Origin of the sequence: Streptomyces mangrovi, assembly GCF_900114215.1 — a bacterium.
Classification (GTDB): Bacteria; Actinomycetota; Actinomycetes; order Streptomycetales; family Streptomycetaceae; genus Streptomyces; species Streptomyces barkulensis.
In genome coordinates this window covers 1-21999 of the sequence record NZ_FOSG01000033.1, presented here as the reverse complement: position 1 = coordinate 21999, position 21999 = coordinate 1, and the positions used below count along the sequence as shown (strand labels likewise).

Here is a 21999-nt window from a genome sequence, read left to right as displayed (position 1 = left end):
ATGCGAGCAGCGTCCCCGCCGCCCCGCATCCCCGGTTGGTGCGAGGGGATGACGCGGCTGCCCCGTACGGCGGAACGGGCCGTACGGGGCGGAACGGGCCCCGGCCCGGCCCGCCCCGTACGGTGCCCCGCCGGTGCCTCAGCCGATGTCGCGGCGGCGGAACGCGGCGAGCCCCGCCGCCGTCAGCACCGCCGCGGCCAGCAGTATCCACAGGTACGGCGCCGCGGCCGGATCCCCGCCCGGCAGCTTGGGCAGATGCGTGAACGGGGTGAGGTTCATGACCGCCCGGGGCAGGTCCAGCGCGGGGCCGAGCCAGCCGATGACGAGCGCGCCGCCGACCAGCCCCCACGCCGCCGCGGCCGCCCCGGGCACGGCGCCCAGGAGCAGCACCGCCACCGCGGCGAGCGCCCACACCGCCGGCGCCTGCGCGAGGACCGCGCCGGTCACCCGCCACACCGCACCCGGCTCCCCGGCGGCCAGTCCGTAGCCCGCCCCCATGGCCAGACCGCAGGCAGCGAGCAGGACGGCCGATCCGGCGAAGGCGAAGAGCAGATGGCCGGCCGCCCAGCGCAGCCGGGGCACCGCGCCGGCCAGGATCGGCTCGGCGCGCTCGGAGGTCTCCTCGCCGCGCATCCGCAGGACCGCGCCCACCGCGTAGACCGCGGTGATCATGCCGAACAGCCCGGCCATGGCGGCGAGGAAGGCGTCGGTGATGCCCGAGGCGCCGCCCATCCGCTCGATGATCTCGCGGCTCTGCTCGTTGTCGCCGAGCAGGTCGCCCGCCCCCTCGGCCATGGCGCCGAAGACCAGCCCCGCGAGCACCAGTCCGGTGCCCCAGCCCAGCAGCGAGCCGCGCTGGAGCCGCCAGGCCAGTCCGTAGGGGCCGTTGATCCGGCCGGCGGCCGGTCCGGGCCGGGTGGCCAGGAAGCTCGCGCCGATGTCGCGCCGCCCGGCCAGCTCGTACGCGGCGGCCGTGACCGCCGCCGCCAGGCCCAGGGACAGCAGCAGCACCCAGGGCCGTTCATCGGCGAACGGCCGTGCGTTGCGCGCCCAGGCCAGTGGGGAGGCCCAGGCCAGTGGGGAGGAGCCGTCGGTGGTGCCGGAGTCCCCGGCGGCCCGCAGCACGAAGGCGGCGCCCAGTACGGCGCCGGTCAGCCCCTTGGCGAGCCGGGCGCTCTCGGTGAGCTGCGCGGCCAGGGCGGCGACCGCGGCGAAGACCAGTCCGGTGCCGCCCAGGGCGAGCCCGGTGACCAGTGATCCGCCCGCGGGCAGTCCGACGCCCGTCAGGCCGAGCGCGACGAGGGCGGCGACGGCCGAGTTCGCGATCGCCGCGGCCAGCAGGGCGGAGGTGAGAGGGGCGCGGCGGCCCACCATCGCGGCGGAGATCAGCTCCTGGCGGCCGGTCTCCTCCTCCTCGCGGGTGTGCCGCACCACGATGATCATGCTCATGATGGCGATGAGCACGCTGCCGATGGTGAGCATCTCCCAGACGGCCAGACCGCCCAGGGAACTGCTGAAGGCCGGGCCGTACACCGCGCGCATCGAGGTGTTGGCGTTCATCGAGGCGACCAGTTCGGCGCGTTCGGCGGCGGTGGGGTAGAACTGCTCGACCGCCGCGGCGTTCTGCACGGCGAGCACGGTCAGCAGCAGGACCCACACCGGGATCAGCACACGGTCGCGGCGCAGCGCGAGCCGCAGCAGCGTGCCGGTGCCGGCCAGGTCGCGGCGGGAGCCGTCGCGGCGGGCGGCCGCCGCCGGCTGGGCGACGGCGGTCATGACGCCACGACCTCCTCGCCGTCGGCCGCGGCGCCGTTCCCAAGGCCCCCCGGCTTCCCCGGCTCGTCCTGGTAGTGCCGCAGAAAGAGCTCCTCCAGGGTGGGCGGGGTGCTGGTCAGGCTCCGCACGCCGGTCTCCGCGAGCCGCCGCAGCACACCGTCCAGCTTGTCGGTGTCCACCTGGAGCCGCACCCGGCGGCCCCGCACGGACAGGTCGTGGACGCCGGGCAGGCCGGACAGCCCGTCCGGCTCGTCCGCCAGCTCCGCGCTGACGGAGGTGCGGGTCAGGTGCCGCAGGTCGGTGAGCGACCCGCTCTCGACGGTGACGCCCCGGCGGATGATGCTCACCCGGTCGCACAGCGCCTCGACCTCGCTGAGGATGTGGCTGGACAGCAGCACCGTCCGTCCCCGGTCGCGCTCCTCGGCGACGCAGTCCCGGAAGACCCCCTCCATCAGCGGGTCGAGCCCGGAGGTCGGTTCGTCCAGGATCAGCAGCTCCACGTCGGAGGCGAAGGCGGCGACGAGGGCGACCTTCTGCCGGTTGCCCTTGGAGTAGGTGCGGCCCTTCTTGGTGGGGTCGAGCTCGAAGCGCTCCAGCAGCTCGCCGCGGCGCCGGGTGTCGAGCCCGCCGCGCAGCCGCCCGTAGAGGTCGATGACCTCGCCCCCGGAGAGGTTGCGCCACAGGGTCACGTCGCCGGGCACGTAGGCGACGCGGCGGTGGAGTTCGACGGCGTCCCGCCAGGGGTCGCCGTCCAGCAGCCGGGTGGTGCCGGAGTCGGCGCGCAGCAGGCCCAGCAGGACGCGGATGGTGGTGGACTTCCCCGAGCCGTTGGGCCCGAGGAAGCCGTGGACCTCGCCGGTCTCGACGTGCAGGTCGAGTCCGTCGAGCGCACGGGTGCGGCCGAAGGTCTTCACGAGACCGGAGACCGAGATGGCGGTGGTTGCCTTGGTCATGCCTGCGAAGTTACTCTAATTTCAGAAATTTGTGAAGACAGAAAACGGCCAGGATGGCCCAGGCGCTCGTGGCCTGGAAGGATGGGGCCCGTGGTGGTGAGTGAACAGCCGAACGAGCCGAACGAGTCGAGTGAGCGGGCCGTCGGCCCGCACACGCGGCCCTACGGCCCCGAGGTCGCCGAGTTCGTCGAGCGTTTCGCCGCCGAGCTGACCGAGGCGGGCATGCAGCGCATGGCCTCGCGGGTCTTCGCCTGCCTGCTGACCGAGGACTCCGGCACCCTCGGCTCCGCCGAGCTCTCCGAGCGCCTGCGGATCAGCCCGGCCGCCGTCTCCGGCGCCATCCGCTACCTCTCCCAGGTCCATCTGGTCACCCGCGAACGGGAACCGGGCTCGCGCCGGGAGCGCTACCGGGTGCACGCGGACGCCTGGTACGAGGCGATGACCGACCGCGACGCGCTGCTCGGGCGCTGGAGTGCCACCTTCGACCAGGGCCTCAAGGCCGTCGGCCCCGACACCCCGGCGGGCCGCCGCATAGCCGAGACGGCGGAGTTCTTCGACTTCATACGGCGGGAGCTGGCCATGATGCTGGACCGCTGGCACGCCCACCGCGAGGCCGCCCACGGCGGGGACTCCGCACCCTCCTGAGGCGCCCGGCCGGTGCGCCCGCCCGGCTCCCGGGAACCCGGGGCGGCCTCAGGCGGGCGAGGGCCGCTGGGGCGGTACGCCCGGCGGCACGACCGGAGGGTCGGCCGGCGGCACGGTCAGGCGCAGCGCCGAGGGGTGCGCCGTCCAGGTGCGGGTGAGGACGGGACCGGAGACCACCGCGTCGGCGCGGTAGCGGAAGTGCGGCCCCGAGACCGTGACCGTGCGGGCCCGCGCCCGCACCGGGCCGTCCTCCGGGCGCCGCCGCACGACCACGTCCACCAGACCGCCGCCCGGGGTGAGCGAGACCCGCTCCACCGGGCTGTCGAGGTCGGTCAGCAGCACCCCGTCGGCCTCGACGCGCAGCCGTGCCGCCCCGGGGCCGGGCGCGGGCCGGGCCAGAGTGCGCACCAGGGAGCGGCAGCGGCCCAGCGGCCCGCGCGACGGACCGCCCGGTTCGCCCCGCCGCTCCCGTTCCCCGTGCAGCGGCGGGATGCGCAGGTCCCCCAGCACCACCCCGCCGCTGTCGTCTATCAGCAGGTCGAAGCGTCTCTCCCGGCCCTCCAGCACCGTCCGCGCCGCCCGCACCGCGTCCAGCGGCACCCCCAGCGTCCCGGTCAGCGCCACCGATCCCGGCCGCCCCACCGGCACCACCGACAGCGCGCAGTGCGCCAGCCCGCGTTCCAGGTGCAGCAGCCGCACCGCCCGCAGCAGCGCCCGGTCGTCCCCTATCACCACCGGGCGTCGGCGGCCCCGGCGGGCCAGCGCCCGCGCGGCCTCCTCGGGGCCGTCCGGCAGGCACACCTTCACTCCGGGGGAGCCCGCGGCCAGTACGTCCCTGGCGATCCGTACGGACTCCCCGTCCGTACGGCGGGCGAGGGGGTCGACGAGCACGAGCAGTGGATGCGGAACCGGCACCTCGGTCCTTCCTTAGGTCGTCCCGGCCGCCTGCGGCCACCGGGGGCGGCCGGAATCGGCGGCCGCGGACGGGAGTTGGCTGTGGTGGGTACGGACGGCGGGATCGGCGGGGGTGCGGCCGGGGGTCGTCGCGTTCGCCTCCCGTCGGAGGAGTCCGGTAATCTCTCGGTGCAAGAGCCCCTGTCGCTGTTGCGGCCAGGGGTTTCGTCGATTCGGGGCACCGGTCCGACGGTTCTTGTCAGCGCGTCCGGTTCACGGCCGACACGCACGTTGGACATGCCCCGGCCGGAAGGGGTGTACGCCTGTGCCCGCACTCGTGCTGCTCGGCGCTCAGTGGGGTGATGAAGGCAAGGGGAAGGCCACCGACCTGCTCGGTGGCTCGGTGGACTACGTGGTGCGCTACCAGGGCGGCAACAACGCCGGCCACACGGTCGTCGTCGGCGACCAGAAGTACGCGCTCCACCTCCTCCCCTCCGGCATCCTCTCCCCGGGCTGCGTCCCGGTGATCGGAAACGGCGTCGTGGTGGATCCGGCGGTCCTGCTCTCCGAGCTGAGCGGGCTCGAAGAGCGCGGCGTGGACACGTCCAAGCTGCTGATCAGCGGCAATGCGCACCTGATCACGCCGTACCACACCACGATGGACAAGGTGACCGAGCGCTTCCTGGGCAAGCGCAGGATCGGCACCACCGGCCGCGGCATCGGCCCGACGTACGCGGACAAGATCAACCGCGTGGGCATCCGCGTCCAGGACCTCTTCGACGAGTCGATCCTGACGCAGAAGGTCGAGGCGGCCCTCGACCAGAAGAACCAGATCCTCGCCAAGCTCTACAACCGCCGGGCCATCGCCGTGGAGGAGGTGGTCGAGGAACTGCTCGGCTACGCGGACGCGCTGCGCGGCTACGTCTGCGACACCACCCTGCTGCTCAACGACGCGCTCGATCAGGACAAGGTCGTCCTCTTCGAGGGCGGTCAGGGCACGCTGCTGGACGTGGACCACGGCACCTACCCCTTCGTGACCTCCTCCAACCCGACGGCCGGCGGCGCCTGCACCGGCGCGGGGGTGGGCCCGACGAGGATCGACCGGGTCATCGGCATCCTCAAGGCGTACACCACCCGCGTGGGTGCCGGGCCGTTCCCGACCGAGCTGTTCGACGAGGACGGCGAGAAGCTGCGCACCATCGGCGGCGAGCGCGGTGTCACCACCGGCCGCGACCGGCGCTGCGGCTGGTTCGACGCGGTGATCGCCCGGTACGCCACCCGCGTCAACGGGCTCACCGACTTCTTCCTCACCAAGCTGGACGTGCTCACCGGCTGGGAGAGCATCCCGGTCTGCGTCGCCTACGAGATCGACGGCCGGCGGGTCACCGAGCTGCCCTACAACCAGACCGACTTCCACCACGCCGAGCCGGTCTACGAGATGCTGCCGGGCTGGTCCGAGGACATCTCGGGGGCCAAGGAGTTCTCCGACCTGCCGAAGAACGCGCAGGCCTATGTGAAGGCGCTGGAGGAGATGTCGGGCGCGCCGGTCTCCGCCATCGGCGTCGGCCCGGGCCGGGACGAGACGATCCAGATCAACTCGTTCCTCTGACCGGGGAAACCTGCCTGGGGAAACCTGACCGGGGAACTCCGGCCGGGGCCCTTCCCGCCGACCGCACCCATCGGGGGCCGCGCCGTACTCGACGGCGCGGCCCCCGATGCGTGGACCGATGCGTGGACCGATGCGTGGGCCGATGCGCGGCCCCGCGCTCACATCCCCGTCGGGCCGGTGCCGTCCGCGCCCGGCGCCTCCAGGCCGTCCAGCGCCTTCGACAGCCGCTCCAGCGCGTCGCGCACCTCGGCGAAGGCCTCCTCGCCGCCCAGCGCCTCGCCCAGCCGCGCGGCGAACTCCGCGTGGCCGGGGGTGATCCGGTCCACCGCCGCACGGCCCTCCCCGGTGGGGGCGAGCAGTTTGGCGCGGCGGTGCGCGGGGTTGGGCTCGTACACCGCCAGGCCGCGCTCGACCAGCAGGTCCGCCACGCGCTGCACGCTCTGCCGGGTGACGCCCATGGCGCGGGCTATGCCGGCCACCGGCAGCGGCTCGCGCAGCACCGCGCCGAGCACCTGCCACCAGGCGGCGGTCAGCCCGGCGGGCCGGGCCAGCCGCTCGGCGGCGGACAGGAACTGCCCGTTCAGCCGGAAGACGGCCGGTGCCGTGTCCGACAGCAGCTCGTGGGCGCTCACGCCGCCCCGCTCGCGCCCTCATGGGCCGCCAGCACCCCGTAGGCGCTCGCGTCGGAGTGCCGGAACAGCCGGAACCAGGCGTCCAGCACCTTTGGCGGGTACACCTCCAGCCGGGCCAGGATCTCGCGGGCGAACGCCACCGGCTCGGTGGGTCCGGCGGTGATCAGGTCCCCGTCGGCGCAGGCGTCGGTCTCGCGGTAGTGGCCGCCGCCCCGGTAGCCGGTGGCGGCCAGCACCTCGGCGGCGGCGCCGGTGTGGGGGCGGTCGTCGAGCAGCCCCTCCTTCGCCAGCCCGGTCACGGCCCCGCAGATGGCCGCCACGGGCACTTTGGCCTCCAGGAAGGCGCGGGCGGCCGCGGCGAAGGGCGGGAGCACCTTCTCCCAGGCGTCCGCTCCCGGCAGGATCAGCAGCGCGCTCTCGGCGGGCCGCAGGTCGGCGACGGACAGGCCGGGCGACACCTGCATGCCGCCCATGCTGATCACGGGCTCGCCGCTCTCGCCGACGTACACCACACGGTGTCCGGCGCCGGTCAGGGCGGTGGTGGCGTAGGGGATCTCCCAGTCGGCGAAGGTGTCGTAGACGGCGACGTGCACGGTCCTGCGTTCCATGGCGCTCTCCTCGGAGCCGATCGCCGGGGCGCTTATGACAACATGCTGTCACTTCGACAGGATGCTGTCAAAGGGTGGGCGCTAGGCTGACCCCCGGAAAAAAGGGGGGGGCGGATGAGGGACGGCGCCGGCGCCCGGACGTTCGAAGCCGTGAGGAGGCGCCCGTGATCCAGCGCAGCACACTGCGCGCGCAGATCGCGGACGCGCTGCGCGACGAGGTACTCGCCGGGCGCCTCCCGGCCGGCCGGGGCTTCACGGTCAAGGAGATAGCCGAGCAGTACGGCGTCTCCGCCACACCGGTGCGCGAGGCGCTCGTCGACCTGTCCGCGCAGGGCCTGCTGGACGTGGAGCAGCACCGGGGTTTCCGTGTCCACGTCTTCACCCCCGCCGACTACCGGGCCATGGTCCAGGCGCGCGCCCTGGTCGCCGAGGGCGTCTTCCGCGGACCCGGCGGCCCGGACCGGCCCGCCCCCGGTGACGGACGGCTGGTCTCGGTGCGCCGCCGTGCCGAGGCCGCCGAGCGGGCCGCCCGTACCGGGGACCTGGACGTGCTCATCGGCTACGACCTGCGCTTCTGGCGGGAGCTGGGCGAACTGATGGGCAACCCCTACATAACCGAGTTCCTGGACCGGCTGCGCGTGCAGTGCTGGGTCTTCGCCGTGCCGCACCTGCGCGAGCGTCCCGGCCTGCGGGAGCTGCTGTGGACCGGCTACCGCGAGCTGGCCGAAGCGGTCGGGCGCGGGGACGACACGGCGGCCGGGCGCCTCGTCGCGGCCTGCGACGAGCGCTGCCTCGCCCTCGTGGAGAAGCTGGAATGAGCGACTACGCTGTTGCGCCCGGAGTCCGCTCCGCACCCGCCACCCGCCGCCCGCCGTATTGGAGCACCCGTTGGCCTGTGACCTCTGGCTGGTGCCGCTCGTCGACGTGCTGTGCCACAGCCCCGACAACCCCTTCGCCGAGGAACTCGCGTCCTACGACAGGGCACTGAGCGCCGCCGGGCTGCCGCCGGTCCCCGTCCACGGCTACATGCCCGGACTGTCGGGCGACGTGGCGCCGGTCGCCGGCTTCGACTACGACGCGCTGCACCTCCTGCGCCGCGCCCATATGCTCCAGCTCTGCGGCCTGGAGGTCACTCCGGTCGACGAACTCGGCGGCGAATACGAGCAGTTGCTGGAGATGTTCGCCCCGACGGCCCAGCAGTCGCACCTGGTGTGGCACTACGACCACGCCGGCGCGTACGTCCCCCTCGACTTCGCCCACCCGCTGTCCGACGACGAACTCCTCGCCGGCGGCGGCCCGCTGGGCTCCAGCCACGGGCTGCTGCGCGAGCTGGAGGCGGTCGCCCCCCACCTGGGCGTCGACCCCGCCAACCCGCCCCCCGCCCCGACGCCCCCGGACCGTCCCACGGAGCTGGAGGAACCGGCGGCCGCGCCCGCGTACGACGGCGGGCCGTTCGCGCGGGAGCGCCACGTCTGGCTGGGGCTGCACGCCGCGGCCACCCGGAGCCTGGCACAGAGCTCCATGATCCTCTTCGGCTGACGCGGCACCGGCTGCCGCCATCCGCCGCCATCCGCCGTCAGCGCGGCCCCTCCGGGGGCCGCTGCCGGGGCATGCTCGGCCGGACGCCCGGCGGCATCGAGAAGCGGGACGGCTGCGCGGCGGCCTGCGCGGTGCGCGCGCTCCAGGCGGAGGAGGTCAGCGACTGGGTGTGCAGCGGCGCCGGACCGGAGCGGAACTCCACCATCCAGGCGGCGGTCTCGCCCCGCACCAGCTCGGTCACGTCCTCCGAGAAGCGCCGCAGCACCCCCAGGCACCGCTCGGCGGCCTCGCTCGCCGTGCCCTCGGTGGGTCCGAGCACCTCCCGCACGCTCTCCGACGCCCAGTCGTACTGCAGCATCTCCAGCCGCCGCTGGACCGCCTGCGCCGTGGCGATGCCGCGCATCCAGCCCGAGGTCAGCCCGAACCAGCGGTCGCACCCCGCGCACACGGCCGCCAGCAGCAGCGCGGGGAACGCCCACAGGGCCGCGCCCCGCACTCCGCCGGCCAGCTCCAGCAGCGGCAGCACGCCCCCGGCCGCCAGTCCCGTGGCGGTCCCCGCCCGCAGCGACCTGGCCCACCGGCGCTTGCGCGCCCGGTCGGCCAGGTACCACTCCACGACCTCCAGTGCCCCGTTCTCCACCCACCGGTACAGCTCGTCCAGGCGCTCGGCGGGCTCGCCCCAGTCCCCCAGGGGGAACGGCCGCCCGAGCAGGTCCCCGTGCTCGCCCCGCCCCGTGCCGCCGCCCGTGCCGCCGCCCGTTCCGGGGCGCATCTCCGGCTGACTCACCCGCCACTCCCAACAAAGCCCTCGCTCGGATCCATTCGCGGACGGACCTCCCTCGGACCGCTCGGTGCCCCTTCCTACCCCCAAAAGTGGGAGACCTCTCGGCCTTCGCGGTATTTCCGCCCATACGTGCATCCCGATTGGGTATACAGGCCCCGCTTTCCTCACCCGATGGGGTGAGAAGCGTGTTTCGGCTGCCGTCCCGCGCCCCTGACCACCGACGACGCCCCGCCGCCCCGACGACGCCCCGCCACCACGCCGCCGCCATGCCGACGACACCGGTCCCCCGGCCGCGTCCGGCAGGCGCCCGCCGGCCTCCCGGCGGTCCCCCGCCGTCCGCCCTCCGGGCAGGCCCGCCGGGGCCCGGGAAGGGGCGGATAGGGTGCAGGGCGTGAAGGTCCTCGTCATCGGCGGCGGCGCCCGCGAACACGCCCTGTGCCGCTCCCTGTCCCTCGATCCCGACGTCACCTCGCTGCACTGCGCGCCCGGCAACGCCGGGATCGCCCAGGTGGCGACCCTGCACTCCGTCGACGCGCTCGACGGCCCGGCCGTGGCCGAACTGGCCGCCGGGCTGGAGGCCGACCTCGTCGTGGTGGGGCCGGAGGCCCCGCTGGTGGCCGGGGTGGCCGACGCCGTGCGCGGGCGCGGCATCGCCGTCTTCGGCCCGTCGGCCGAGGCCGCCCGGCTGGAGGGCTCCAAGGCGTTCGCCAAGGAGGTCATGGCCGCCGCCGGGGTCCCCACCGCCCGCTCCTACGTGTGCACCACCGACGAGGAGGCCGACCGCGCGCTGGACGCCTTCGGGCCTCCGTACGTCGTCAAGGACGACGGGCTGGCGGCGGGCAAGGGCGTCGTCGTCACCCCCGACCTGGAGGCCGCCCGCGCCCACGCCCGCGGCTGCGAGCAGGTGGTGATCGAGGAGTACCTGGACGGCCCCGAGGTCTCCCTGTTCGCCGTGACCGACGGCGAGTGCGTCGTACCGCTGCGGCCCGCCCAGGACTTCAAGCGTGCCCACGACGGCGACGAGGGCCCCAACACCGGCGGCATGGGCGCCTACTCGCCGCTGCCCTGGGCCGACCCCAAGCTGGCCGACGAGGTGCTGGCCACCGTCCTGCAGCCCACCGTGGACGAGATGCGCCGCCGCGGCACCCCCTTCTCCGGGCTGCTCTACGCGGGTCTGGCCATCACCTCGCGCGGGGTGCGCGTGGTGGAGTTCAACGCGCGCTTCGGGGACCCGGAGACCCAGGTCGTCCTGGCCCGGCTGAAGACCCCGCTGTCCGGCCTGCTGTACGCGGCGGCCACCGGCGCCCTGGCCGAGTTCCCCCCGCTGCGCTGGAGCGACGACGCGGCCGTCACCGTCGTCGTCGCCTCCGAGGGCTACCCCGCCTCCCCCCGCACGGGGGACGTGATCGAGGGCCTGGAGGAGGTCGCCGGGAAGGACGCCCCCACCGCGTACGTCCTCCACGCCGGCACCCGGCTGGACGAGGAGGGACGCGTGGTCAGCGCGGGCGGCCGGGTCCTGTCCGTCACGGCCACCGGGGCCGGTCTCGCCGAGGCGCGCGAGCACGCCTACCGGGCGGTGGCCCGCATCCGGCTGGCCGGTTCGCACCACCGCGGCGACATCGCGGCCGAGGCCGCCGGGGCCGAGACCGCTGGGACCGCTGGGACCGCTACGACCGCCACGACCGCCGGGGAGGCCTGAGCCGGCGCCCGGTCCGGACACCCGTCCGGACACCCCGGCGAGCGGATTTCCGCACCCAGCTTTACCCAAAGCCATTCCATCGAGTGACCGCTTCCTCATCCGGCTGACGGCCCCGCAGGCGCCGACTAGGGTTCCCGCGGACGGCTCCGGCAAGTGGCCCACCGCACATTGCGGTGCCGCCTGCCGGTGCCACAGTGGGGGAGTGACGGCAGGCGCGGGGGAACGGCAAGGGGGTGAGCGACTCGTGGCGGTACCGGAGACGGGCGCGCGTTCGGCGCGCGACCACGCACTGGCGGTCCTGAGGGTGCGCGGCGCCGCGCTGGGCGCCGCGCTGCTGCCCGCCGCCGCGGCGGTCGTCCTGCTGGCCGGAGGGGCCACCGGCCACCTCCGCGGCGACGGCTGGGACGCACTGCGCTGGACGGCCGCGGCCGTCGCCGTGCCGGTGCTCGCCGCGGCCGCGGGCGTGGCCGCCGTGATCGCCCGGGCGCGCCCGGCGGTCAGCCCCACCGTGCAGATCGACGAGTCGGCCGCCCCCGACCTGTACCGGCTGATACGCGATCTCGCCGACCGGCTGGACGTCCCGGCGCCCTCGGCGATAGCCCTGACGCCGGACTGCGACAGCTGGCTGGAGGACCGGGCGCACACCACCCGCGGCCGCCGTCTGCCGCTCCCCGGCACGGCACGCGGCGCGGACGCCCCCGTGCTCGTCGTCGGCTCCCCCTTCCTGTGGTGGATGCGGGTCGCCGAACTGCGGGCGCTGCTCGCCCCGATCGTGGCCGGCACGGGCCCGTCCGCCCACCCGGACATCGCCGCCGCGCGGCGCTTCGTCCGCGGACTGGACGCCGCCGCCGCGGTCGCCGTGGCGGCCCGCGGCCCGGCGCCCAGGCGGCTCGCGTACGACTTCACCGGCTGGATCTCCCGGCTGCTGCTGCGCGCCGGGGCCTCCCACGCCGCGGAGATGGAGCGCATGGTCGCCGCCGCGGCCGCGGTGCGGGCCCAGACGGTCGACTACGGCCTGCGGGTCGTCGCCCAGGAGCAGGTGGGCCTGGCGTACGCCGGCTGGGACCGGCTGCTGACCCGGGTCGCGCTGCCCGCCTGGCGCACGGGGCGCTGGCCCGCCCGGCTGGACGCCGGCGTGGTCTCCGCCCTCACCGAGCTGTCCCGGCGCGACCGGCTGGCCGAGGGCTTCGCCACCCGGCTGGGCGAGCGCCCCGCCTGCGACCTGCTGGAGGAGCCCGGCGAGGTGGACCGCCAGGTCTCCCTGCTGGCCGCGCGCCTCTTCCACGGCGGTCCGGCCGAGCCCGGTCCCGACTGGGCCCCGGTGGACTGGCAGGGGTACCCGGAGGAGGTCGTGGACCGCATCTGGCGTTCCGAGGCCGCCCGTCTCTTCGCGGCGCTGCGGGCCGACGGGAACCCGACGCTGGCCGAGCTGGTCGACCGGCTGGCCGGCGAGGCGGCCCCGCACGGCCCGGGCGGCCCGGACGCCCCGTCCGGCGGCGGCGCCGACGCGCTCGCCGCCCGGATCGGCGCCGACCTCGCCCGCGAGGAGGCCGCCCGGGCCGGCGCCGCCCGCGAGGCGGGCGCGATCCCCCTGCCCGTCCCCGGCGGGGACGGCGCGCTCCTCCCGCCCGGCGGCGGCTTCCCCCTCCAGCCGCCGCGCTCCGGACGCGAGCTGCTGGCCGAGCACATCACGGCCGCCGTGTGCTGCGCGGCCGTGGACACCGCCGGGGCGGCCCCCGGGCTCGACTGGCTGGACGGCCCCGCCCTGTTCGTCGACGGCGAGCGCCGGGCCGATCTGGCCCGGCCCGTCCTCGCCCTCGCCGAGGACGGCGACCCCCGGCCGCTGCTCGACTGGCTGGCGGCCGTCGGCGTACGGCCCGACAAGCCCATCCGCCTGGTCTGAGCCGGAGGCGGTCCGGTCGCTCCGCGGCGCCCGGACCGCCTCCGGCCCTTCCCTCCGGCCGCTGCCCGTACCTCGTGTTCGAGACGTGTTCGGCCAGGTCCCCGGCCATTGGGCGACAAAGGGTGACAAGGTGTTCGCTTTATGTGATGTGCTGGTGCACGGCATCGCGGGAGCGGACACAGGGAGGGGAGACACAGGTGGGCACGGAGCAGATCCGGCGCTGGGAGTCGGGAGCTCTCGCGCACGCGGTCACCGATCCGTTCGGGCAGGGACCGCTGCCCTGGCTGCGGTGCGGCGAGCACTACTTCGACGACACCGGCCACGTCGTCCCCTGGTACCTCGACCACAGCAGCCTGGACGGCGGACACGCCCCGTCCGGGGCGGGTGGCGGCCCGCGCGCGGCCGACGACGTGCACTGCCAGATCAAGGGCTTCACCTCCGAGAGCGCGGTCTCGCCCGGCGAGTCCATCGACTTCCGGATCACGGTCAACCCGCCCCAGCCCTTCGGCGTGGACGTCTACCGCATCGGCCACTACGGCGGTGAGGGCGCAACCAAGATCACCACCAGCCCCCGGCTGTCCGGCATCGTCCAGCCCCCGCCCCTGACCGCCGACCGCACCGTCTCCTGCCACCACTGGTGGCTCTCCTGGCGGCTCCAGATCCCGGACTACTGGAGCACCGGCGCCCATGTGGCCGTGCTGACCACCGCCGACGGCCACCGCTCCCACATCCCCTTCACCGTCCGCGACGAACGCCCCGGCGACCTGCTGCTGGTCATCCCCGACGTCACCTGGCAGGCGTACAACCTCTTCCCCGAGGACGGCCGCACCGGCGCCAGCCTCTACCACGCCTGGGACGGGGAGGGGCGGCTGCTGGGGGAGGAGGACGCGGCCGTCACCGTCTCCTTCGACCGGCCGTACGCGGGCGCGGGCCTGCCCCTGCACGTGGGCCACGCCTACGACTTCATCCGCTGGGCCGAGCGCTACGGCTACGACCTGGCCTACGCCGACACCCGCGATCTGCACGCGGGCCGCGTCGACCCCTCCCGCTACCGCGGCCTGGTCTTCGCCGGCCACGACGAGTACTGGTCGGCGCCCATGCGCCGCGCCGTGGAGAAGGCCCGCGACAGCGGCACCTCGCTGGTGTTCCTCTCCGCCAACACCATGTACTGGCAGGTCGAGCTGAGCCCCTCACCCTCCGGGGCCCCCGACCGGCTGATGACCTGCCGCAAGCGCCGCGGCCCGGGCCGCCCGCGGCGCTGGCGCGACCGGGGCGAGCCCGAACAGCAGGTGCTGGGCGTCCAGTACGCGGGCCAGGTGCCCCGGCCGCACCCGATGGTCGTGCGCAACACCTCCCACTGGCTGTGGGAGGCCACCGGGGCGGCGGAGGGCGAGGAACTGCCCGGCCTGGTGGCGGGCGAGGCCGACCGCTACTTCCCGCGCACCGCCCTGCCCCCGCACACCGGCCGCATCCTGCTCGCCCACTCGCCCTACCGGGACGCCTCCGGCACCCGCCGCCACCAGGAGACGTCCCTGTACGAGGCGCCCGGCGGCGCCCTGGTCTTCGCCTCGGGCACCTTCGCCTGGTCCCCGGCCCTGGACCGCCCCGGCCACACCGACCCCCGCATCCAGCGGGCCACGGCCAACCTCCTGGACCACATCTGCAAGCGCCCCTGAGCGCCCGCCCCCTCCGGCCCGTCCGGGTACGGCTGTTCGCGCGGTACGCCCCCACCCGTCCGTCCGACCCCGGCCGGTGGGGAGGGCGGGGGTACGGGAGAATCGGAACTCCTGGACCAAGCCACAGGAGGAGCCGTGACCGGATTCGTAGAGAAGCCCGAACCCGTACAGGTGCCGGGTCTGGTGCACGTGCACACCGGCAAGGTGCGGGACCTGTACCGGAACGAGGCGGGGGATCTGGTGATGGTCGCCAGCGACCGGGTGTCCGCCTACGACTGGGTGCTGCCGACGGAAATCCCCGACAAGGGCCGTGTCCTCACCCAGCTCTCCCTGTGGTGGTTCGACCAGCTCGCCGACCTGGTGCCCGGCCATGTGCTCTCCACCGAGCTGCCGCCCGGCGCCCCCGCCGACTGGGCGGGCCGCACGGTGGTCTGCCGCTCTCTGCGCATGGTCCCGGTCGAGTGCGTGGCCCGCGGCTACCTCACCGGCTCGGGCCTGGCCGAGTACCGCCAGAGCCGCACGGTCTGCGGCCTGGCCCTGCCCGAGGGCCTGGTGGACGGCTCCGAGCTGCCCGCCCCCATCTTCACCCCGGCCACCAAGGCGGAGGTCGGCGAGCACGACGAGAACGTCCCCTACGAGGAGGTCGCCCGCCGGGTCGGCGCCGACACCGCCGCCGAGCTGCGCCAGCTCACCCTGGCCGTCTACTCCCGGGGCCGCGACATCGCCAGGGAGCGGGGCATCATCCTGGCCGACACCAAGTTCGAGTTCGGGTGGGCCGTGGAGGGTGACGGCGGGGAGCGGCTGATGCTCGCCGACGAGGTGCTGACGCCGGACTCCTCGCGCTTCTGGCCCGTCGACCGCTGGGAGCCGGGCCGCTCCCAGCCCTCGTTCGACAAGCAGATCGTCCGCGACTGGCTGACCTCCCCGGCCGCCGGCTGGGACCGCGGCGGCGAGGTCCCGCCGCCCGAGCTGCCCGCCGAGGTCGTCGAGCGCACCCGCGCCCGCTACATCGAGGCGTACGAGCTGCTGACGGGCACCCGCTGGAGCTGACCGGCGGAACGGGGGACGGGCCGCACGGCCCGCCCCGTCCGCAGGCCCGCCCGCACGGGAGGAGGGCTCCACACGCGGAAGACCCCGGTCCTGTGAGGGACCGGGGTCTTCTCCCTGAGCGGACGACGAGACTCGAACTCGCGACATCCACCTTGGCAAGGTGGTGCTCTACCAACTGAGCTACGTCCGCGTGCTCCGTTCGGTGCGCTCCTACTATAGCCAACCCCGCTCGCGTGCGATGCGCACGGCCGCGTGACGGTTCTCCGCCGACAGCTTCGCGGCGGCCGACGACAGGTAGTTGCGGACCGTCCCCGGCGCCAGCGCGGCCCGCGCGGCGATCTCCGCGACCGGCGCCCCGTCCGCCGCCAGCTCCAGCAGCTCGGCCTCGCGGGCGGTCAGCGGCGAGTCCCCGGCGCTGATCGCGTCGGCGGCCAGCTCCGGGTCCACATAGCGGTTGCCGGCGTGCACCGTGCGGATGATCTCGGCCAGCCGCTGCGCCGAGACGGTCTTGGGCACGAAGCCCCGCACCCCCGCGGCCAGGGCCCGCTTCAGATGCCCCGGGCGGCCGTGCCCGGTCACGATCATGGTGGCGCAGGCGGGTAGACCGGCACGCAGCTCCGTGGCGACCGCCACACCGTCCTTGCCCGGCATCTGGAGGTCCAGCACCGCCACGTCGGGCCGGTGGGCGCGGGCCATCGCCAGCGCCTCGGGCCCGGAGGCGGCCTCGGCCACCACCAGCAGGTCGTCCTCCAGCGCCAGCAGCGCGGCCAGCGCGCCCCGGATCAGGTGCTCGTCGTCGGCCAGCAGCACCCGTACGCGGCGTCTGCCTCCCGCGCCGCCGTCCGTGACGCCACTGTCCGTACCGCCCCGCTCGTGGTCGCTCACCGTTCCCCTTCCCCGTGTCCCTCGCCGTCCCGCCGGGCGGACGTCTGCGCCGGCACCCGGGCCGTCAGCCGGAAGACGCCGTCCGCGCCGCGCTCACCGGTCAGTGTGCCGCCGAGCGCGGCCAGGCGTTCGCGGAGCCCGGCCAGCCCGGAGCCGCCTCCCGCGGCGCCTCCCGCGGCGGCTCCGGGCTGCGATGCGCCGTCGTTCTCCATCGCCAGCTCGGCGACCGGCCCGGTGCCCCGCCCGCCCCGCACGCCCCCGGACACGACGCGCAGCCGCACCGTGCACCGCCGGGCGTCGGCGTGCCGCAGCACGTTGGTGGTGCCCTCGCGGACCACCCAGCCCAGGGCCGACTGCAGCGGTTCGGCCAGCTCCGCGCTGCCGCTGTCGTCGATCCGGCAGTCGATCCCGGCCGCCCTCAGCACCCCGCGCGCGCCGACCAGTTCGGTGTGCAGATCGGCCTCCCGGTAGCCGCGTACGACCTCCCGCATCTCCCGCTGCGACTCCCGCGCGATCCGCTGCACCTCGGTCATCTGGTCCACGGCGGAGGGCGAGCCGCGCTGAGCGAGCTGCACGGCCAGCTCGCTCTTGAGCGCGATGACCGACAGGTTGCGGCCCAGCACGTCGTGCAGGTCCCGGCCGAACCGCAGCCGCTCCTCGGCCACCGCCAGCCGCGCCTGGGTCTCCCGGGCGGCCTCCAGCTCGTTGACCACCCGCAGCATCCAGCCCGAGCACCGGTAGCTGAAGCCGAAGAGGGCGGCGCCGACGACGGCGGAGCCCGCGTGATACCCCGTCTGCTCCGCCGGCAGGTCCAGTGCCGCGACGGACAGCGCCGAACCCGCGATGACCACCGCCGTCACCAGGACGCTCTGCCGGATCGACAGCGCCAGGAGCACCGGCCCGGCCAGGAACATCAGCAGCCAGGAGCTGGCGGCCACCGCCCCCGGATCCAGCACTCCGGCCCCGACCGAGGCGTGGAGAGCGGCGACACCGAAGGCCGTGAGCCCGACGTACACCGCGGTCAGGACGTTCGGCCGTTCGGCCGAGCCCAGGTAGTACCGCAGCCCGGCCCGGCACAGCAGCAGATGACAGACGGAGTGCGCCGTGATCAGCGCGATCAGAGTGGCGGCGGCCCAGAGGGGAACGCCGCCGCTCTGCGCCGTGTACCAGAAGGCCAGCAGCCCCGCCTCGCAGGCGGCGAAACCGTAGAGCGTGAAGCGGGTGTACTGGTGGAAGCGGACCGGCCCGCTGGACCGCCGTATCCGCTCCACCCAGCCCAGCGCGCCTTCCTCGACCGCCACCGTCACACCCGCTCCTCGCACCTCAGTGACGCGGTTCCCAGCGGAACCACCGTCGTACAGCGAACACCGACACCAGGGCCCAGGCCACGGCGGTCCCCAGTGTCCGCAGCACCTCGCCCGGCTCACCGCCGCCGAGCCAGCCGTACCGCACCAGATCCACCACCGGGCTCATCGGCAGCAGCCGCAGGACGTCGGCCACCCGCTCCGGCATGGCCTCCAGGGGGACGAACATGCCCGAGCCGACCAGCGAGACCATCAGCAGCGGCAGCGCGGTGATCTGCGCGCTCTCCGTCGTCCGGGTGATCACGGCCGTCGCGGCGGCCGTCAGCACCATCAGGGCGGCGCCCAGCAACACGCCCACCACCAGCAGGTCCGGCCTCTCCGGCGGCGTCATCTCCAGCAGGGCCGCGCCCGCCGCGACCAGCACGGCGCACTGCGCCAGCGCCACGGTGACCACCGGCAGCGCCGCGCCGGCCAGGATCTCCCAGTCCCGCAGCTCCCCGGTCCGCAGCCGCTTGAGGACCAGCTCCTCGCGGCGGGAGACGTAGGCGGGGATGAGGTTCAGATAGACGACGAGGATCAGCACCATCGGGATGCCGCTGGTCATCACCAGATCGGTGACGCTCAGCCCGGTGCCCTCCAGCGGCGCCTGCTCGACCGTGGAGCGCATGAACAGCACCATGGCCAGCGGCATCAGCAGGGCGGTGAACATGGCCGTGCGGTTGCGGACGAGCAGTGTCAGCTCCGCCCGGGCCAGCGACCGCAGCCGGCCCAGGGAGGCCGCCGCCCCGCCGGCCGCCGCCCCGCCACCGCCGCCCGTCCTGCTCCCGGTGTCCGTCGCGCTCATCGTGCTCCCGCCTTCGCCAGTCGTGCCGTGCCGTCGTCCTCCGCCGTGCCGTCGCCCTCCGCCGCGTTTGGGCCACCGCCGTGGGCGATCTCCAGGAACGCCTCCTCCAGGGAGGCCGAGCGTGCGTCCAGACCCGCCAGCGCCACGCCCTCCTGCCGTGCCCACAGCAGGAGTTCGGTCAGGGACTCCTGCAGCCGGTCGGTGCGGATCTCCACACCCCGCCCGTGCTCGGCGGCCTTCAGCGACAGCGGAAGCCGGGCGGCGGGCACCCCCTCGGGCAGCGTGAAGCGGATCCGGGACGGGCGAGAGGCGGTGACCTCGGCGGGCGTGCCGGAGACGACGATCCGCCCCGCCCGCATGATCGCCAGCCGGTCGGCCAGCTCCTCGGCCTCCTCCAGGTAGTGCGTGGTCAGTACCACGGTCGTACCGCCCTCCCGCAGCTCCCGCACCAGCCGCCAGGTCTCCCGCCGCCCCTCGGCGTCCAGTCCGGTCGTCGGCTCGTCCAGGAAGAGCACCTCGGGCCGGCCGAGCAGGGCCATGGCCAGGTCCAGCCGCCGCCGTTCACCGCCGGAGAGCTGTTTGACGCGTACGTCCGCACGCGGGGCCAGGCCCACCATCTCCAGCGCCTCCGAGGTCGGACGGGCCCCGCTGGTGCAGCCGGCCCACATCCGCGCGGTCTCGGCGACGGTCAGGTCGGAGGAGAAGCCGCCCTCCTGGAGCATCACCCCGATCCGCGACCGCACCCGGGCCCGCTCGCGGTACGGGTCGTGCCCGAGCACGCGCACCCGGCCGCCGCTGGGCTGGGCCATCCCCTCCAGCAACTCGACGGTGGAGGTCTTGCCCGCGCCGTTCGTCCCCAGCAGCGCGAACAGCTCGCCGCGCGCCACGGAGAACGAGACCCCCCGTACGGCATCGAAGCCGCCGTCCCCCTTCGCCGGGCCGTAGCGCCGCCGCAGCCCGCTCACCTCGATGACCTGCTCTCCGATCTCCATGCCACCAGGGTCGCGCGGGGCCGGGAGCGGGAGCAGTGCGGGCTGTCACGAGCGCGCGTGACAAATGTCAATCGGCCGATGGGCGGGGGGAGATGAGGGGGTGTGACGTTATGCACACGAAGCATGAGGAAGGCCCCGGTCCTGAGGGACCGGGGCCTTTTCCCCGAGCGGACGACGAGGCTCGAACTCGCGACCTCAACCTTGGCAAGGTTGCGCTCTACCAACTGAGCTACGTCCGCGTGCGACCTCCCGGCTCTCACCGAGCGGCGCGCCTTCACTCTACCCGATCCCGGAGACCCGATGGAGTGAGCGGAGCGGGTGACAGGAATCGCACACTGCGCCTCCCTCTTGGAAAGAGGGCGCTCTACTACTGAGCTACACCCGCGTGACCACCTTGGTTCCGGCCGTTTCCGGCCGCCCCCGGCGGTGTGCTCCAGACTCTAGCCGATCACCCGGGGTGCCTGGCAAGTCGGCCCGGAGGCGGGCTCAGCGCGACTGTCCGGGAGCGGCGCCGGAGGCGGATCCATGGGCCTCGTCGAACGCCTCGTAGACCTTCTTGGGGATGCGGCCGCGCGGCGGCACCTCGAAGCCGTGCGACCGGGCCCAGGCCCGCACCGCGGACGGGTCCGGCGCGACGGAGGTGTGCTGGAACGTCTTCCCGGACCTGGCCCGCTTGCGGCCGGCCCGCACAAAGGGGGCGAGGCCCATGCGCAGTTTCTTCGCGTTCTCGCGGTTGAGATCGATCTCGTACGACTTGCCGTCGAGGCCGAAGGCGACCGTTTCCGATGCTTCCCCGCCGTCGATGTCGTCGGAGAGTGTGACCACCACACGCTGTGCCACGGATATCGGTCCTTTCGGGAGGATCGCATACGGAAACACTTCGAAACCGCTTCCTGACGTGCGGTGATATCGGTGTTCCCGGCGATCGGTGTCAATGCCCTTTCCTTTGTACAGCGGCAGGCATTGTCTGGTGAAGCGGTTGAATTATCGCCCGCGTGTCATGCCGCGAACGCGACTTTACTTTTCCGGCGCCGATTCGGGCAGTACTTCCCGGTGTTTTCCGGTGCGCCGATACCCGACCGTGACCGAAGCGTCTCATATCTACGCGAGTAGAATTTTCCGCCGGGTACGCTGAAGCGGCAGCCTCCAGCACCAACACCCACCGGGAGTACCTGTGGCTCGCGTCGTAGTCGACGTCATGCTCAAGCCGGAGATCCTCGACCCCCAGGGCCAGGCGGTTCAGCGTGCGCTGCCCCGGCTGGGCTACGAGGGCATCTCGGACGTCCGCCAGGGCAAGCGCTTCGAGCTCGAGGTGGAGGGTCCGGTCGACGACGACGCCCTCGCCCGCATCCACCAGCTCGCCGAGACGTTCCTCGCCAACACCGTGATCGAGGACTTCACCGTGCGCGTCGAGGAGCGCGAAGAGGTGACCCCCGCATGACGACCCGCATCGGAGTCGTCACCTTCCCCGGCTCCCTCGACGACGTGGACGCCCGGCGCGCCATCCGCCTCGCCGGCGCCGAGCCGGTCACCCTGTGGCACCGCGACAAGAGCCTGAACCAGGTGGACGCCGTCGTCCTCCCCGGCGGCTTCTCCTACGGCGACTACCTGCGCTGCGGTGCCATCGCGCGCTTCTCGCCGGTGATGGAGACGGTCGTCGACCAGGCCCGCGCCGGCCTGCCGGTGCTCGGCATCTGCAACGGTTTCCAGGTGCTGTGCGAGTCGCACCTGCTGCCCGGCGCGCTCACCCGCAACGACCACCTCCACTTCGTCTGCCGCGACCAGCGGCTGCGCGTGGAGAACGCGGACACCGCCTGGACGTCCGACTACGCCGGGGGCCAGGAGATCACCGTCCCGCTCAAGAACGGCGAGGGCGGCTACGTCGCCGACGAGCGCACCCTGGACGAGCTGGAGGCGACCGGCCGGGTCGTCTTCCGCTACCTGGACGTCAACCCCAACGGCTCTCGCCGCGACATCGCCGGCATCTGCAACGAGGCCGGCAACGTCGTCGGCCTCATGCCCCACCCCGAGCACGCCGTCGAGGCCCTGACCGGGCCCACCACCGACGGGCTGGGATTCTTCACCTCGGTTCTGAAGAAGCTGGTCACCGCATGAGCGACGTACGCACGACCACCGGGCCGCAGACGGCCCCGATGCCCGCACCTCTGCGTCGTGCGGGCGGAGAAGCTCATCGAAAGGGCGCGAT

At 74.2% G+C, this 21999-nt stretch carries 21 protein-coding genes and 3 tRNA genes; 10 read left to right on the top strand and 14 right to left on the bottom strand.

Annotation, left to right across the window (positions count from 1 at the left end; translation table 11 throughout):
- Positions 1-138: 138 nt before the first annotated feature.
- Both BM237_RS27650 and BM237_RS27645 read right to left on the bottom strand, forming a co-directional pair.
- On the bottom strand, positions 139-1776 hold the full coding sequence (locus BM237_RS27650) for an ABC transporter permease (RefSeq protein ID WP_093852483.1): 1638 nt from the start codon (positions 1774-1776) through the stop codon (positions 139-141).
- Entirely contained in the window at positions 1773-2729 is a 957-nt protein-coding gene (locus BM237_RS27645; RefSeq protein WP_093852482.1) for an ABC transporter ATP-binding protein, read from the bottom strand. The genes BM237_RS27650 and BM237_RS27645 overlap by 4 nt, the downstream gene beginning before the upstream one ends.
- Before the next feature lie 96 nt (positions 2730-2825).
- On the opposite strand from BM237_RS27645, the gene BM237_RS27640 reads away from it, so the two are divergent.
- The gene (locus BM237_RS27640; RefSeq protein WP_093852499.1) at positions 2826-3374 is read left to right on the top strand and encodes a GbsR/MarR family transcriptional regulator; all 549 of its coding nucleotides are present in this window, start codon (positions 2826-2828) and stop codon (positions 3372-3374) included.
- 48 nt (positions 3375-3422) lie between these two features.
- On the opposite strand, the gene BM237_RS27635 is transcribed toward BM237_RS27640, so the two are convergent.
- Entirely contained in the window at positions 3423-4289 is an 867-nt protein-coding gene (locus BM237_RS27635) for a diacylglycerol kinase (protein ID WP_093852481.1), read from the bottom strand.
- Positions 4290-4593: 304 nt separating this feature from the next.
- Between BM237_RS27635 and BM237_RS27630 the strand changes: the two genes are divergently transcribed.
- Positions 4594-5877: an adenylosuccinate synthase gene (locus BM237_RS27630; protein WP_093852480.1), complete on the top strand. Its 1284-nt coding sequence runs from the start codon at positions 4594-4596 to the stop codon at positions 5875-5877.
- 158 nt (positions 5878-6035) lie between these two features.
- Here BM237_RS27630 and BM237_RS27625 read toward each other — a convergent pair whose 3' ends face one another.
- The gene (locus BM237_RS27625) at positions 6036-6509 is read right to left on the bottom strand and encodes a MarR family winged helix-turn-helix transcriptional regulator (RefSeq protein ID WP_093852479.1); all 474 of its coding nucleotides are present in this window, start codon (positions 6507-6509) and stop codon (positions 6036-6038) included.
- Positions 6506-7117 carry a DJ-1/PfpI family protein gene (locus tag BM237_RS27620; protein WP_093852478.1) on the bottom strand — a complete coding sequence of 204 codons (612 nt, stop codon included), beginning with the start codon at positions 7115-7117 and terminating at the stop codon, positions 6506-6508. Before BM237_RS27620 ends, BM237_RS27625 begins: the two co-directional genes overlap by 4 nt.
- Positions 7118-7281: 164 nt before the next feature.
- On the opposite strand from BM237_RS27620, the gene BM237_RS27615 reads away from it, so the two are divergent.
- Positions 7282-7935 (top strand): GntR family transcriptional regulator, encoded by a 654-nt coding sequence (locus tag BM237_RS27615; protein ID WP_093852477.1) that lies wholly within the window; start codon positions 7282-7284, stop codon positions 7933-7935.
- Positions 7936-8005: 70 nt separating this feature from the next.
- Complete coding sequence (locus BM237_RS27610) at positions 8006-8656, top strand: putative DNA-mimic protein (RefSeq protein WP_093852476.1); 651 nt, start codon at positions 8006-8008, stop codon at positions 8654-8656.
- Positions 8657-8693: 37 nt separating this feature from the next.
- Here the strand turns inward: BM237_RS27610 and BM237_RS27605 are convergent, their stop codons facing one another.
- A complete protein-coding gene (locus tag BM237_RS27605; RefSeq protein ID WP_425443748.1) occupies positions 8694-9443 on the bottom strand; it encodes an SLATT domain-containing protein in 750 nt (249 codons plus the stop codon).
- A 388-nt stretch (positions 9444-9831) separates the two neighbouring features.
- On the opposite strand from BM237_RS27605, the gene purD reads away from it, so the two are divergent.
- The 4 genes from purD to BM237_RS27585 all read left to right on the top strand — a co-directional run bounded on the left by purD (position 9832) and on the right by BM237_RS27585 (position 15768).
- Positions 9832-11139: a phosphoribosylamine--glycine ligase gene (gene purD, locus BM237_RS27600; protein ID WP_093852498.1), complete on the top strand. Its 1308-nt coding sequence runs from the start codon at positions 9832-9834 to the stop codon at positions 11137-11139.
- A gap of 244 nt (positions 11140-11383) precedes the next feature.
- Positions 11384-13042 (top strand): hypothetical protein, encoded by a 1659-nt coding sequence (locus BM237_RS27595; protein ID WP_093852474.1) that lies wholly within the window; start codon positions 11384-11386, stop codon positions 13040-13042.
- Positions 13043-13239: 197 nt separating this feature from the next.
- A complete protein-coding gene (locus BM237_RS27590; RefSeq protein ID WP_093852473.1) occupies positions 13240-14718 on the top strand; it encodes a N,N-dimethylformamidase beta subunit family domain-containing protein in 1479 nt (492 codons plus the stop codon).
- A gap of 135 nt (positions 14719-14853) precedes the next feature.
- Positions 14854-15768 (top strand): phosphoribosylaminoimidazolesuccinocarboxamide synthase, encoded by a 915-nt coding sequence (locus BM237_RS27585; RefSeq protein ID WP_093852472.1) that lies wholly within the window; start codon positions 14854-14856, stop codon positions 15766-15768.
- 117 nt (positions 15769-15885) lie between these two features.
- Here BM237_RS27585 and BM237_RS27580 read toward each other — a convergent pair.
- From BM237_RS27580 to BM237_RS27545, 8 genes are all read right to left on the bottom strand, one after another.
- Positions 15886-15958, bottom strand: a tRNA-Gly gene (locus tag BM237_RS27580).
- Between the two features lie 23 nt (positions 15959-15981).
- Entirely contained in the window at positions 15982-16578 is a 597-nt protein-coding gene (locus tag BM237_RS27575) for a response regulator transcription factor (protein ID WP_093852497.1), read from the bottom strand.
- Between the two features lie 71 nt (positions 16579-16649).
- On the bottom strand, positions 16650-17960 hold the full coding sequence (locus BM237_RS27570) for a sensor histidine kinase (RefSeq protein WP_245794082.1): 1311 nt from the start codon (positions 17958-17960) through the stop codon (positions 16650-16652).
- Positions 17961-17976: 16 nt separating this feature from the next.
- Positions 17977-18801 carry an ABC transporter permease gene (locus tag BM237_RS27565; protein ID WP_093852471.1) on the bottom strand — a complete coding sequence of 275 codons (825 nt, stop codon included), beginning with the start codon at positions 18799-18801 and terminating at the stop codon, positions 17977-17979.
- On the bottom strand, positions 18798-19793 hold the full coding sequence (locus BM237_RS27560) for an ABC transporter ATP-binding protein (RefSeq protein ID WP_093852470.1): 996 nt from the start codon (positions 19791-19793) through the stop codon (positions 18798-18800). Before BM237_RS27560 ends, BM237_RS27565 begins: the two co-directional genes overlap by 4 nt.
- 166 nt (positions 19794-19959) lie before the next feature.
- A tRNA-Gly gene (locus BM237_RS27555) sits at positions 19960-20032 on the bottom strand.
- 74 nt (positions 20033-20106) lie between these two features.
- A tRNA-Gly gene (locus BM237_RS27550) sits at positions 20107-20178 on the bottom strand.
- A gap of 101 nt (positions 20179-20279) precedes the next feature.
- Positions 20280-20633 (bottom strand): histone-like nucleoid-structuring protein Lsr2, encoded by a 354-nt coding sequence (locus tag BM237_RS27545; RefSeq protein ID WP_093852469.1) that lies wholly within the window; start codon positions 20631-20633, stop codon positions 20280-20282.
- Positions 20634-20967: 334 nt separating this feature from the next.
- On the opposite strand from BM237_RS27545, the gene purS reads away from it, so the two are divergent.
- Both purS and purQ read left to right on the top strand, forming a co-directional pair.
- On the top strand, positions 20968-21234 hold the full coding sequence (purS, locus tag BM237_RS27540) for a phosphoribosylformylglycinamidine synthase subunit PurS (RefSeq protein WP_093663089.1): 267 nt from the start codon (positions 20968-20970) through the stop codon (positions 21232-21234).
- A complete protein-coding gene (gene purQ / locus BM237_RS27535; protein ID WP_093852468.1) occupies positions 21231-21908 on the top strand; it encodes a phosphoribosylformylglycinamidine synthase subunit PurQ in 678 nt (225 codons plus the stop codon). Before purS ends, purQ begins: the two co-directional genes overlap by 4 nt.
- Positions 21909-21999 lie beyond the last annotated feature (91 nt).